A 12,727-nucleotide genomic window follows, 5' to 3' on the forward strand; every position below is an offset into this window, starting at 1 on the left:
GGAGCGATACGTCAGCTCTTCTCGGCGGACTCGGCCTTCTTCTCGACCACGGAGTCGGAGGTCGCGTCGTCCTTCTCACCCTTGTCGGCCTTCTCGTCGGACTTCCCCGAGGGCTTCTCGGACTTCCCCGAGGGCTTCCCCGACTTGCCCGAGGTCTCCGCCGCCTCCGATTCCTCGGCCTTCTCCAGGTCCGCCGCGGCAGCGCCCTCGTCCCCGTCACCGTCGGAGACACCCGGCTCCACGACTTCCTCCCGCCCCGGCCGCTTCCGGGCCGACAGGACGAGGTAGATCACGGCGAGGATGAAGACGAACAGCGCGGTCCAGTTGTTGAGGCGCAGCCCGAGGATGTGGTGGGCGTCGTCGACCCGCATGTACTCGATCCAGAACCGCCCCGCGCAGTACGCGGCGACGTACAGCGCGAACGCCCGCCCGTGCCCGAGCTTGAAGCGACGGTCGGCCCAGATGACGAGGACCGCGACACCGATGCACCACAGTGACTCGTAGAGGAAGGTCGGGTGATAGGTGCCCGGCACCCGTCCGTCCGTGGCGGACGTGATCTCCACGGCCCAGGGCAGCTCGGTCGGCCGACCGTACAGCTCCTGGTTGAACCAGTTGCCCCACCGCCCGATCGCCTGCGCCAGCGCGATGCCGGGCGCGACGGCGTCGGCGTACGCGGGAAGCGGGATGCCACGCCGACGGCACCCGATCCACGCACCCACCGCACCGAGGGCGATCGCGCCCCAGATGCCGAGCCCGCCCTCCCAGACCTTGAAGGCGTCCACCCAGTCACGGCCCTCGCTGAAGTACAGCTCGTAGTCCGTGATCACGTGGTAGAGCCGTCCGCCGATCAGGCCGAAAGGCACGGCCCAGACCGCGATGTCGGCGACCGTACCGGCGCGCCCGCCCCGGGCGACCCAGCGTTTGTTGCCGAGCCAGACGGCTACGAAGACACCGATGATGATGCAGAAGGCGTAGCCGCGCAGCGGGACGGGACCGAGGTACAGCACCCCGCGCGACGGGCTGGGAATGTAGGCAAGTTCCATGGCAGGGTCGACGCTACCTTGCCGGGCACGGCCGACGGCAGGCACCCCGGCAACGGGTCCATAACGCCGTGCCCCAACGTCCTTGACGCCCTACGGGCCCCGCAGGACTCCCCCCACGGCCCAACACGGCCCGCTCGGCCACCCCGAGCCTCACCCCTTTGCCTTCGCCTCCACCATCTGCTTCAGCTTGGCGGGGGTCATGGACTGGTCCGCGTAGATGTTGGTGCCGTTGAGGAAGACGCTCGGTGTGCCGGAGAAGCCGCCCTTCTGGAAGGCCTTGTTCGACTTCGCGACCCAGCTGGTGTGCGTGCCGTTCTCGACGCAGGTGCGGAAGGCGGAGGTGTCCAGCCCGTCCACCTTCTGCGCCAGGTCGAGCAGCTTGGCGTCACTGGCGAAGTCGTCGCTCGTCTCGGCGGGCTGGTTCTCGAACAGCGCGTCGTGGTAGGCGGGGAACCTGCCCTCGTTCTGCGCGCACGCGGCGGCGTTGGCGGCCTTGCGGGAGCCGCTGCCGCCCATGTTCCCGTCGATCAGGGTGGCGAGGTGGTACTCGACCTTCAGCTTTCCGGCCTCGGTCAGCTCGTGGATCGTCGAGCGGTACGCGTCCTCGAAGGACTTGCAGGCCGGGCAGCGGAAGTCCTCCCACACCGAAAGGGTCGACTCGGCACCGGCGTCCCCGACGGGGATCACGAGGCTGTCCTCGCCATTGGCCCCCGAGGGCGCCACGACCGGGCCCGCGGTGTCGGCGTCCTTGTCCGCGTTCGCCGCCACGACGCCGATCACGCCGGCCAGCCCCAGCACACACAGCACCGAGGCGCCCACGATCAGCACCCGACGGCGCTTCTCGGCGGCCTTCTGCTTCTCGCGCTCCTCCGCCAGCCGTTCACGGGCGGTGCGCTTTCCCTCACGGTTCTTCTCGCTCACATCCCGCAGAACGAACCGGGGAGGCGCACCGCGCCTCCCCGATCCCACTTCCACCCGTTCGAGTGAGCGGATGACCCGTTACGTCCAGCGATCCCCGTACGACAAACGGGTGAACGTCACGCGCCCCCTCACACGCCGGGTGACACGCCGGTCACGCGCTCCGGCGCACGCCCTTCGCGAGGTCGCCCGCCAGCTCCCGTACGGCGTCCAGGCCGGCCGCCTCGTCCGGCGCGTCCAGCATCCGCTTCACGAACGCGGACCCGACGATCACACCGTCGGCGAACTGGGCCACCTCGGCGGCCTGCTCGGCGTTGGAGACACCGAGCCCGACGCAGACCGGCAGCCCGGTGCCCGTGGCCCGGGTGCGCTGGACCAGGTCCTGGGCCTGCGCGCCCACCGACTCCCGGGTGCCCGTGACGCCCATCAGCGAGGCGGCGTAGACGAAGCCGCTGCCCGCCGCGGTGATCTCGCCGAGGCGGGCGTCCTTGCTGCTGGGCGCGACGACGAAGACCGTGCCGAGGCCGTGTTTCTCGGCGTGTTCCCTCCACAGCGCCGACTCCTGGACGGGCAGGTCGGGGAGGATGCAACCCGCGCCACCCGCCTCGGCGAGCTCGGCCGTGAAGCGCTCGACGCCGTAGCGGTCGATCGGGTTCCAGTACGTCATGACGAGTACGGGCTTCCCGGTGGCCTCGAAGGCCTCCCGGACCGTGCGCATCACATCCGCGATCTTGACGCCGCCGCGCAGGGCGATGTCGTCGGCGGTCTGGATGACGGGACCGTCGAGGACCGGATCGCTGTGCGGCAGACCGACCTCGACGACGTCGGCACCGCCCTCGAAGACCGCCTTGATCGCGGCGATGCCGCCGTCGACGGTCGGGAACCCGGCCGGCAGATAGGCGATGAGCGCGGACCGCCCCTCCGCCTTCGCCGCGGCGAGGGTGTCACTCAACAGCTGGATGTTCCCGCTCACTTGGCGTCCCCCTCGATCTCGGCGAGATCGGCCGCGTCGGCGGCGACCTCGGCGTCGGCACCGGTTTCGTACAGGCCGAAGTAGCGCGCGGCCGTGTCCATGTCCTTGTCGCCGCGCCCGGACAGGTTGACGACGATCAGCCCGTCCTTGCCCAGTTCCTTGCCGACCTCCAGGGCACCGGCGAGCGCGTGCGCGCTCTCGATCGCCGGGATGATGCCCTCGGCGCGCGACAGCAGACGCAGCGCCTGCATGGCCGCGTCGTCGGTGACCGCGCGGTACTCGCCGCGACCGCTGTCCTTGAGGTACGAGTGCTCGGGGCCGATGCCCGGGTAGTCGAGGCCCGCGGAGATCGAGTACGGCTCGGTGATCTGGCCTTCCTCGTCCTGTAGGACGTACGACCGCGAGCCGTGCAGGATGCCCGGCTCACCGGCGGTCAGGGTCGCCGCGTGCTCACCGGTCTCGATGCCGTGGCCGGCCGGTTCGCAGCCGATGAGGCGTACGCCGGCGTCCGGGATGAAGGCGTGGAAGAGCCCGATGGCGTTGGACCCGCCGCCCACGCAGGCGACGGCGGCGTCGGGAAGCCGCCCGGCGCGTTCGAGGAGCTGGCGCCGCGCCTCGACCCCGATGACCCGGTGGAAGTCGCGGACCATGGCGGGGAAGGGATGGGGCCCTGCCACGGTGCCGAACAGGTAGTGCGTACGGTCGACGTTGGCGACCCAGTCCCGGAACGCCTCGTTGATGGCGTCCTTGAGGGTCCGGGAGCCGGACTTCACGGCGACGACCTCGGCGCCGAGCATGCGCATGCGCGCGACGTTGAGGGCCTGCCGCTGGGTGTCGATCTCGCCCATGTAGATGGTGCACTCGAGCCCGAAGAGGGCGCAGGCGGTGGCGGTGGCGACGCCGTGCTGGCCCGCTCCCGTCTCGGCGATGACCCGGGTCTTGCCCATGCGCTTGGTGAGCAGGGCCTGCCCGAGCACGTTGTTGATCTTGTGCGACCCGGTGTGGTTAAGGTCCTCGCGCTTGAGGAACACCCGCGCACCGCCGGCGTGCTCGGCGAACCGGGGCACCTCGGTGAGCGAACTGGGCCGCCCCGTGTAGTTCACGAGCAGATCGTCGAGCTCACGCGCGAACTCGGGGTCGTGCTTCGCCTTGTCGTACTCCACGGCGACCTCGTCCACGGCGGCGACCAGGGCCTCCGGGATGAACTTGCCGCCGAACACGCCGAAGTACCCCTCGGCAGTAGGAACCTGACCCTCCGGGTCGGGAATGAAGAACTCACTGGACATGCGGTTACCTCGCAGGGGCGTAGCCCCATCGTTGATCGGACGAAGAATCACAGTGCGTACGCACGCGTGCGTAGCCCTCGGAGCCCGTTCACCCACCCACCCGTCCTGACTGCCGACAGGGGGAGCAACAGACCTTCACGAGAGCGGCCCCGAGCAGCCCAGCCGTTCAGAGGTCGGAAGTCGCCCCCAGCGCCCGCCTCGGTCGGCGTGGCGCATCGCCGGCCGCCTCCCTCGCCACCGCTTCTCCTCACCGCCGCCGCCCCGATTTCCCGCCACAACGGCGAGGAACCAGGAAGGCGTGGATCGGTGGTGGCGAACTGGGCCGGGAGGACTCATGGACCGGCGGGGACGAAGCACCCGGCGCTCACAAGGGAACGCGGATCAGCTCGCCGCAGGGACCCGGCGCGTACGCCGGCGGGGCCATCGCATGCCGTTCACCTGGCCCGGCTCGTCACCGATGACATAGCGGACCCGGCGCCCGTGCACGCGGCGGGCGGGCGCCCGGCAGCCACGGGGACGGCACCCGCGCGCGAGGCGGGCGTAGGGGTCCCTGGAGGTCATGGTGATCGAGAACATCGAGAGACAGCCTACCGGCCCCGGATCACCCGTGTGGGCGACATCGGCCCTGGGTGAAGACGGCACAGCGGCCGACCGTACGCATCCCGCGACGCCCACGGACGCCGGCCCGGCCGACCTCACGCAATCCACCACTCCGACCACCGGGCCGACCCCCGGTCGGTCGGCGGCGATGGCGTCGCGGTGAGGGGCCGGGCGCATCGGCCGTCAGCTCCGCCCGTGCCGCAGCGCCGGGTGTTCGCCCGCCGCGACGAGGTCGGCGACTGCGGTCTTGGGGTCCTTGCCCGTGACGAGGGACTCGCCCACGAGGACCGCGTCGGCGCCGGCGTTGGCGTAGGCGATGAGGTCGTGCGGGCCCCGGACGCCGGACTCGGCGATCTTGACGATGGAGTCGGGGATCTCGGGGGCGACGCGCTCGAACGTGGTGCGGTCGACCTCGAGGGTCTTGAGGTTGCGCGCGTTGACGCCGATCACCCGGGCGCCGGCGTCGACCGCCCGCTCGACCTCGTCCTCGTCGTGGACCTCGACGAGCGGGGTGAGCCCGATGGACTCGGCGCGCTCGATCAGCGACTCCAGCGCCGACTGGTCGAGGGCCGCGACGATCAGCAGGACCACATCGGCGCCGTACGCCCGGGCCTCCCACAGCTGGTACGAGGTGACGATGAAGTCCTTGCGCAGGACGGGGATGTCCACGCGCGCGCGGACCGCCTCCAGGTCGGCCAGCGAGCCGCCGAAGCGGCGCTGCTCGGTGAGGACGGAGATGACCGCCGCACCGCCGGCCTCGTAGTCGGCGGCGAGGCCGGCCGGGTCGGCGATCGCGGCGAGCGCGCCCTTGGAGGGGCTGGACCGCTTGACCTCGCAGATCACCTTGACGCCGTCGCCGCGCAGGGCGGCCGCGCCGTCCTTGGCCGCCGGAGCCTTCGCCGCGCGCTCCTTGAGCTCGTCGAGGCTGACGCGCGCCTGCCGCTCCGCGAGGTCGGCACGGACTCCGTCGATGATCTCGTCGAGCACACTCACGCGAGCGGCCCCCTTTCAGACGGTGGAAATCGGTGACAACGTTTGACGGTCTTGTCTTGACAGTCGAGCGGTTCTCATGAGTCTGGCAGTTCACTGCGATGGTATCCGGAGGAGGGCGTAGGCCTCGCATCCGGTTGACGGCGGTCCCATTACCTGGACGTTCACCGTTTGATCAAGGACGGAGCCAGCCACCGAACGGCAGGTTCCGGACGATCGTGAAAACGAGCACCAACGCGCCGAGCGCCCACAACTGAACGGGGCCGAGTGCGAACCGCAACGGCCGTCCCCGCACCGCACGGACCACCCAGACGGTCCACAGCACCGCGCAGCCCAGGAAGCCCGCCACGGCCAGCGCGTTGTCGGTGAGGGCTGTCGCGAGGTCCCCGTGCGCGAAGGCGTGCGCGCTGCGCAGGCCGCCGCAGCCGGGGCAGTAGAGGCCGGTGAAGCGCCACAGGGGGCAGACCGGGTAGTGGCCGGGCTCGTTGGGGTCCACGGCCGCGACGTAGGCGAAGGCCCCGCCGACGGCCGTGAGCACTCCGGCGGGCACCAGAAGCTCGCGCAGCACGCGGCTCGTGGCGCGACCGGCGGTCGCGTCGGCCGTGTCGGCGCGCGGTGGCGGCGCGGCTGGCTGAGTCTCGGCGTTCACACACCGCATTCTGCCCCGCGTGGGCCGTACGCGCGCCCGAGGGGCGGCCGAGTGCCCCGGCGCCAGGCGAAACGGCCTGGTCGAGGCCCTGCCTCAACCAAGGGGCGGCCCGGCGGCCGGTGCCGCCGGGCCGCCCCTCACCCGGAAGTTCAGCCCTTGGCGCCGGCCGGCTCGGGAGTCGTCGCGGTCTTGGTGCGCGCCGCCGCCGTCTCGTACACGGCGTGCGCGTCCTTCGGCTGGCCCATGCCCATGGCGCGCATGATCACGCCGACGACGCCGCCGAGGACGATGATGACCATGCCGGCCCAGAATCCCAGCGGCTGGGCCATCACCATGTAGGCGCCCGAGACGCAGAAACCGATGAAGGCGATGGTGACGCCGGTCCATGCGGCCGGGGTGTGACCGTGGCTGCTGCCCGCCATGTCTTGCTCCTCGTTGCTCAATGCGTGGTGCTCGATGTGTGTCGCTCGATGCCGGTGGTGAGTCGGACGCTCGTCGTCCATTGTCCCGTACGCGCCGCACTGCCTTCAGCGGGGGTCTTCCCCCGCGTCCGCCGCGGTTCGGCAGCGCCCTGAAGGGGCGCGGGCCATGCCATGTCCATGTGCGGCTCCACCTCGCGGGACTTCCAGCGGAGCGCTCAAGCCGGGTCCGGTCCCGTGGGGTCCTCGCCGCGGTCCAGGGCCTTCCACATGTCCTCGGGCCGGTCGGGGTCGACCGGCTTGGCCTTGCGCGGCCGGGGGGTGCCGTCGCGTTCGTAGCGGCCGGACATCGCGGGCCACAGCCGTCCGTAGCGGAGCGCGAGCAGCCCGGCAAGCAGGATGAGGGCGCCGCCGACGGCCGCGACGTACGGCCAGCCGGTGTGGCTGAGCGCTTCGACGGTCGCGGCGTTGTCGCCGGAGGCCTCGGCCGCCTTGTCGTCGAGCGCCGAACTGTCGTACGCGCCGAGCAGCGCGGCGGCGATCGTGCCCGCGCCGGAGAGGGCCAGCAGGACGGCGACCAGGAGGCGCCCGGACCGGCGTACGGCGAAGACGGCGACGAGCGCGGCGAGGCCCACCACGGCGAGGGACGCGGGCACGCCCGTGACGTCGCTGCCCTTGGCGGTCAGCGGGAAGGCGCCGCCGGCCACCGAGGCGGTGCCCTCCGACCACCGCTGGCGGCTGGCGAGCAGCACGACGGCCGCGCCGAGCGCACCGCTGAGCAGCGCCAGGGCGAGGCTGCGCCGGCCTGCACGGACGAACGCGGGTTCGGAAGGGGGGTGAGGTGCTGCTGTCACGTACTCCACTATCGCGTGCGCCCCGGGTGGGTTGTCACCCGGGGCGCACGTGAGAAGCGCCCTATTGTCCGAGTCGGTTCGCCGTGTGCACCGCGCGCAGAAGCGCCGCCGCCTTGTTGCGGCACTCGGTGTCCTCGGCGACGGGGTCCGAGTCGGCGACGATGCCGGCGCCGGCCTGGACGTACGCGGTGCCGTCGCGCAACAGGGCCGTACGGATGGCGATGGCGGTGTCGGAGTCGCCCGCGAAGTCGAGATAGCCGACGCAGCCGCCGTAGAGGCCCCGGCGGGACGGCTCCAGCTCGTCGATGATCTGCATGGCGCGCGGCTTCGGGGCGCCGGAGAGGGTGCCGGCGGGGAAGCAGGCGGTCAGCACGTCGAAGGCCGTGCGGCCCGCCGCGACCCGGCCGGTGACGGTGGACACGATGTGCATGACGTGGGAGTACCGCTCGATGGACATGAAGTCGACGACCTCGACCGAGCCCGGTTCGCAGACCCGGCCCAGGTCGTTGCGGCCCAGGTCGACGAGCATGAGGTGCTCGGCGCGCTCCTTGGGGTCGGCGAGCAGTTCGTCGGCGAGGGCCTGGTCCTCCTGCGGGGTCGCGCCCCGGTGCCGGGTGCCGGCGATGGGGTGGACCATGGCCTGCCCGTCCTCGACCTTGACCAGGGCCTCGGGGGAGGAACCTACGACGTCGAAGCCGTCGAAGCGGAACAGGTACATGTACGGGGACGGGTTGGTCGCCCTGAGGACCCGGTAGACGTCCAACGCGCTGGCCGTGCACGGCGTTTCGAAGCGCTGGGAGGGGACGACCTGGAAGGCCTCGCCGGCCCGGATGCGCTCCTTGATGTCCTCGACGGCCTCCTGGAAGTCCGGGCCGCCCCAGAGCGCGGTGTACTCGGGCAGTTCGGAGGGCGGGAGGGCCGCCGGGGGCTGGGCGACGGGCCGGGCGAGGTCGGCCTGCATGGCGTCGAGGCGGGCCACCGCGTCGGCGTAGGCCTCGTCGACGCCCGTGTCCAGGTCGTTGTGGTTGATGGCGTTGGCGATCAGCAGGACCGAGCCCTCCCAGTGGTCCATGACCGCCAGGTCGCTCGTCAGCAGCATGGTCAGCTCGGGCAGCCGGAGGTCGTCGCGCTCGCCGGGGCCGATCTTCTCCAGGCGGCGCACGATGTCGTAGCCGAGGTAGCCGACCATGCCGCCGGTGAAGGGCGGCATGCCCTCCTGGTGGGGGGTGTGGAGGGCGTCGATGGTGGCGCGCAGGGCGGCGAGGGGGTCCCCGTCGACGGGGACGCCGACGGGCGGGGTGCCGAGCCAGTGGGCCTGGCCGTCGCGGGCGGTGAGGGTGGCGTGGCTGCGGACGCCTACGAAGGAGTAGCGAGACCATTGAAACGCCGTGCGGCCGTTCTCCGCCGACTCCAGGAGGAAGGTGCCGGCGCGCTCGGCGGCGAGCTTGCGGTAGAGGGCGACCGGGGTGTCGCCGTCGGCGAGGAGCTTGCGGCTGACGGGGATGACCCGGCGGTCGGAGGCCAGCTTGCGGAACGTCTCGAGGTCCATGGCGGCTGACCTTACTGATCCAGTGACGGTACGTCGCAATCGGCGCCGCCCTCGGCGGCCTTGAGGACGTCCTCGTCGAAGCAGGTACGGGCGCCCGTGTGGCAGGCGGCGCCCACCTGGTCGACCTTGACGAGGACGGTGTCGGCGTCGCAGTCCAGGGCGACGGACTTCACCCACTGGAAGTGGCCGGAGGTGTCGCCCTTCACCCAGTACTCGCGGCGGCTGCGCGACCAGTAGGTGCAGCGCCCGGTGGTGAGCGTGCGGTGCAGTGCCTCGTCGTCCATCCAGCCGAGCATGAGCACCTCACCGGTGTCGTACTGCTGGGCGATGGCGGGCAGGAGCCCGTCGGCGCTGCGCTTGAGGCGCGCGGCGATATCGGGGTCCAGCGCGCTGGGAGCGCCGGGGCCGACGGGGGCTCCGGGACCGGTGGGGCTGCTGGAGGACGGCGTGCTGGTCATGCGTGCCATTGTGCCGCGCCGCGGTGACCCGCCTCGTCCGTTGTCCACAGGCCGGACCCTCTTGTCATACGAACGGCACCGCTGCCGGGCATCGGGCCGGGGCCTGCGCTGGGCGGAGCGGTGGCCCGGTCGTAGGCTGGCTGCCATGTCGACCCATGCCAAGCGTGAACGGCTTCTCTTCGCCGACCTGTTGGAGACCGCGGGCCCGGAGGCTCCCACCCTGTGCGAGGGCTGGAAGACCCGTGACCTGGCCGCGCACGTGGTGGTGCGCGAGCGCCGCCCCGACGCCGCCGGGGGCATCCTCATCAAACAGCTCGCCTCGCGCCTGGACCGGGTGATGGAGGAGTTCGCCGCGAAGCCGTACGAGGAGCTGATCCAGCTCGTCCGTACCGGCCCGCCGCGTTTCTCGCCCTTCTCCCTCAAGCAGATCGACGAGGCGTCGAACACGATCGAGTTCTATGTCCACGCCGAGGACATCCGCCGCGCCCAGCCCGAGTGGTCCCCACGCGAGCTGGACCACGTCTTCCAGGACGCCCTCTGGTCCCGCCTCGAACGCACCGCCCGCCTGATGGGCCGCGGCTCCCCGACCGGCCTGGTCCTGCGCCGCCCCGACGGCCGGACCGCGGTGGCCCACCGCGGCGCCCCCGTCGTCACGGTCACCGGCGAGCCCTCGGAGCTCCTGCTGTTCCTGTACGGCCGGCAGCAGGTGGCCGATGTGGAACTGGAGGGCGACAAGGACGCGATCACGAAGCTGCACGAGACGAAGCAGCTGGGGATCTGAGGAGCCTCACTCCGGCAGTTCGGCTCGGCGGAGGTCACGGACGCCCAGGCCGATGACCCCGCCGAGGCCGCACACCACCGCGCTGACGACGAAGACGGGTCGGGTGCCCCACGTCTGAGGTCACCCGGCCGAGATGGGCGGGGTCGGACTGGGGCTGAAGCAGCTCCCGCGACGTGCCCGGATCGGTGATCCGCGGCGGCTTCCCTCACCTGTCCCGCCCCCACCCACACACACATCCGGCCACAGGTAAGCCCCGGCCACCAGATGACCGGGGCTTACACCACAAGGCCTACGGCCTCACCTCACGGGATGCCCCGCCCCCCGCAACGCGTCCTTGACCTCGCCGATGCGCAGGTCGCCGAAGTGGAAGACCGAGGCGGCGAGGACGGCGTCGGCGCCTGCCTCGATCGCGGGGGAGAAGTCCGCCAGCTTGCCGGCGCCGCCGGAGGCGATGACGGGGACGGTGACGTGCTTGCGGACGGCCGCGATCATCTCCAGGTCGTAGCCGTCCTTGGTGCCGTCCGCGTCCATGGAGTTGAGGAGGATCTCGCCGGCGCCCAGCTCGGCGGCCCGGTGGGCCCACTCGACGGCGTCGATGCCGGTGCCCTTGCGGCCGCCGTGGGTCGTGACCTCGAAGGAGCCGTACGAGCTGCTGCGGGAAGGGGTACGGCGGGCGTCGACCGACAGCACCAGGACCTGGCGGCCGAAGCGCTCGGCGATCTCACGGATCAGGTCGGGGCGGGCGATCGCCGCCGTGTTGACGCCGACCTTGTCCGCGCCCGCCCGCAGCAGCTTGTCCACGTCCTCGGCCGTGCGGACGCCGCCGCCGACCGTCAGCGGGATGAAGACCTGCTCGGCGGTGCGGCGCACCACGTCGTACGTCGTCTCACGGTTGCCCGACGAGGCGGTGATGTCCAGGAATGTCAGCTCGTCGGCGCCCTCGGCGTCGTACACCTTGGCCATCTCGACGGGGTCGCCCGCGTCGCGCAGGTTCTGGAAGTTGACGCCCTTGACGACCCGGCCGTTGTCCACGTCCAGGCAGGGGATGACTCGGACCGCCAGGGTCATGAAATCCACGGCTCCTTAAAAGGCCTAGCCTCTGAATGCTTCGACTTCTACTTCGACAAGGATGCGCGGGTCGACGAAACCCTCCACGACCAGCAGGGTCGCGGCCGGACGCACCGGGTCGAAGAGTTCCTTGTGGGCCCGCCCCACGGCCTCCACGTCCCGCATGTGTGTCAGGTACATCCGCGTACGGATCACGGACTCGGCGCCGAGCCCGAACTCGCCGAGCGCCTCGATCGCGCTGGTGAAGGCCACCCTGGCCTGTTCGTACGGGTCGCCCTCCGCGTACAGGACATCGCCCTTGAAGGCGGTGGTGCCCGACACCAGGACGCGATCGCCCGCCGCGACGGCACGCGCGAAACCGAAGGACTCCTCCCAGGGGCTCCCGCTCTGCACTCGCCGCACGGCTTCGGACGTCATGACGACACAGCCTCCAAGGCCTCTTCCAGGGTGAACGCCTTCGCGTACAGGGCCTTCCCGACGATGGAGCCCTCGACACCGAGGGGCACGAGCTCGGCGATGGCCCGCAGGTCGTCGAGGGACGACACGCCGCCGGAGGCGACGACCGGGCGGTCCGTCGCGGCGCACACGTTGCGCAGCAGCTCCAGGTTGGGCCCCTGGAGGGTGCCGTCCTTGGCGATGTCCGTGACGACGTAGCGGGCGCAGCCCTCCTTGTCGAGGCGCTCCAGCGTCTCGTAGAGGTCGCCGCCGTCGCGGGTCCAGCCGCGGCCGCGCAGGGTGGTGCCCTTCACGTCGAGACCCACCGCGATCTTGTCGCCGTGCTCGGCGATCACCTTGGCGACCCATTCGGGGGTCTCCAGGGCGGCGGTGCCGAGGTTGACCCGGGTGCAGCCGGTGGCCAGGGCCTTCGCCAGGGAGGCGTCGTCCCGGATGCCGCCGGACAGCTCGACCTTGATGTCCATGGCCCGGGTGACCTCGGCGACCAGGTCACGGTTGTCGCCGGTGCCGAACGCGGCGTCCAGGTCGACCAGGTGCAGCCACTCGGCGCCCGCGCGCTGCCAGGCGAGGGCGGCCTCCAGCGGGGAGCCGTAGGAGGTCTCCGTGCCGGACTCGCCGTGGACGAGCCGGACCGCCTGGCCGTCACGGACGTCGACGGCGGGAAGGAGTTCGAGCTTTGCCAT

General features: G+C 71.4%; 15 protein-coding genes and 1 pseudogene. 1 reads left to right on the top strand and 15 read right to left on the bottom strand.

Annotation, left to right across the window (positions count from 1 at the left end; genetic code table 11):
- Nucleotides 1-11: 11 nt before the first annotated feature.
- The 11 genes from lgt to hisI form a co-directional block, all read right to left on the bottom strand.
- Nucleotides 12-1,043, bottom strand: coding sequence for a prolipoprotein diacylglyceryl transferase (gene lgt / locus JIX55_RS13890; protein WP_257563618.1), 1,032 nt, complete (start codon nucleotides 1,041-1,043; stop codon nucleotides 12-14).
- Between the two features lie 150 nt (nucleotides 1,044-1,193).
- Nucleotides 1,194-1,964: a DsbA family protein gene (locus tag JIX55_RS13895; RefSeq protein WP_257563619.1), complete on the bottom strand. Its 771-nt coding sequence runs from the start codon at nucleotides 1,962-1,964 to the stop codon at nucleotides 1,194-1,196.
- Between the two features lie 151 nt (nucleotides 1,965-2,115).
- Nucleotides 2,116-2,934: a tryptophan synthase subunit alpha gene (gene trpA, locus JIX55_RS13900; RefSeq protein ID WP_257563620.1), complete on the bottom strand. Its 819-nt coding sequence runs from the start codon at nucleotides 2,932-2,934 to the stop codon at nucleotides 2,116-2,118.
- Nucleotides 2,931-4,220 (bottom strand): tryptophan synthase subunit beta, encoded by a 1,290-nt coding sequence (gene trpB, locus JIX55_RS13905; RefSeq protein WP_257563621.1) that lies wholly within the window; start codon nucleotides 4,218-4,220, stop codon nucleotides 2,931-2,933. The genes trpA and trpB overlap by 4 nt, the downstream gene beginning before the upstream one ends.
- A gap of 381 nt (nucleotides 4,221-4,601) precedes the next feature.
- Nucleotides 4,602-4,796, bottom strand: a complete 195-nt coding sequence (gene trpM, locus JIX55_RS51435) for a tryptophan biosynthesis modulator TrpM (protein ID WP_443046415.1) — start codon at nucleotides 4,794-4,796, stop codon at nucleotides 4,602-4,604.
- 207 nt (nucleotides 4,797-5,003) lie between these two features.
- Nucleotides 5,004-5,813, bottom strand: a complete 810-nt coding sequence (trpC, locus tag JIX55_RS13910) for an indole-3-glycerol phosphate synthase TrpC (protein WP_257563622.1) — start codon at nucleotides 5,811-5,813, stop codon at nucleotides 5,004-5,006.
- Nucleotides 5,814-5,985: 172 nt separating this feature from the next.
- Nucleotides 5,986-6,468, bottom strand: coding sequence for a DUF2752 domain-containing protein (locus JIX55_RS13915; protein ID WP_257563623.1), 483 nt, complete (start codon nucleotides 6,466-6,468; stop codon nucleotides 5,986-5,988).
- Nucleotides 6,469-6,608: 140 nt separating this feature from the next.
- Entirely contained in the window at nucleotides 6,609-6,881 is a 273-nt protein-coding gene (locus JIX55_RS13920) for an HGxxPAAW family protein (protein WP_257563624.1), read from the bottom strand.
- 215 nt (nucleotides 6,882-7,096) lie between these two features.
- The gene (locus tag JIX55_RS13925; protein ID WP_257563625.1) at nucleotides 7,097-7,741 is read right to left on the bottom strand and encodes a TIGR02234 family membrane protein; all 645 of its coding nucleotides are present in this window, start codon (nucleotides 7,739-7,741) and stop codon (nucleotides 7,097-7,099) included.
- A gap of 52 nt (nucleotides 7,742-7,793) precedes the next feature.
- The gene (locus JIX55_RS13930) at nucleotides 7,794-9,281 is read right to left on the bottom strand and encodes an anthranilate synthase component I (protein WP_257563626.1); all 1,488 of its coding nucleotides are present in this window, start codon (nucleotides 9,279-9,281) and stop codon (nucleotides 7,794-7,796) included.
- Nucleotides 9,282-9,292: 11 nt separating this feature from the next.
- Nucleotides 9,293-9,739, bottom strand: a complete 447-nt coding sequence (hisI, locus tag JIX55_RS13935) for a phosphoribosyl-AMP cyclohydrolase (RefSeq protein WP_257563627.1) — start codon at nucleotides 9,737-9,739, stop codon at nucleotides 9,293-9,295.
- Between the two features lie 145 nt (nucleotides 9,740-9,884).
- Between hisI and JIX55_RS13940 the strand changes: the two genes are divergently transcribed.
- Nucleotides 9,885-10,520, top strand: coding sequence for a TIGR03085 family metal-binding protein (locus JIX55_RS13940; RefSeq protein WP_257563628.1), 636 nt, complete (start codon nucleotides 9,885-9,887; stop codon nucleotides 10,518-10,520).
- A gap of 6 nt (nucleotides 10,521-10,526) precedes the next feature.
- Here JIX55_RS13940 and JIX55_RS13945 read toward each other — a convergent pair.
- The 4 genes and pseudogenes from JIX55_RS13945 to priA form a co-directional block, all read right to left on the bottom strand.
- Nucleotides 10,527-10,683 (bottom strand): annotated as a pseudogene (locus JIX55_RS13945) (MFS transporter); the annotation flags it as partial.
- Nucleotides 10,684-10,817: 134 nt separating this feature from the next.
- Nucleotides 10,818-11,588, bottom strand: coding sequence for an imidazole glycerol phosphate synthase subunit HisF (gene hisF, locus JIX55_RS13950; protein ID WP_257563629.1), 771 nt, complete (start codon nucleotides 11,586-11,588; stop codon nucleotides 10,818-10,820).
- Nucleotides 11,589-11,612: 24 nt separating this feature from the next.
- Nucleotides 11,613-12,005 carry a RidA family protein gene (locus tag JIX55_RS13955; protein ID WP_257563630.1) on the bottom strand — a complete coding sequence of 131 codons (393 nt, stop codon included), beginning with the start codon at nucleotides 12,003-12,005 and terminating at the stop codon, nucleotides 11,613-11,615.
- The gene (gene priA / locus JIX55_RS13960) at nucleotides 12,002-12,727 is read right to left on the bottom strand and encodes a bifunctional 1-(5-phosphoribosyl)-5-((5-phosphoribosylamino)methylideneamino)imidazole-4-carboxamide isomerase/phosphoribosylanthranilate isomerase PriA (protein WP_257563631.1); all 726 of its coding nucleotides are present in this window, start codon (nucleotides 12,725-12,727) and stop codon (nucleotides 12,002-12,004) included. Before priA ends, JIX55_RS13955 begins: the two co-directional genes overlap by 4 nt.

This window comes from Streptomyces sp. DSM 40750 (assembly GCF_024612035.1).
Lineage (GTDB): Bacteria > Actinomycetota > Actinomycetes > Streptomycetales > Streptomycetaceae > Streptomyces.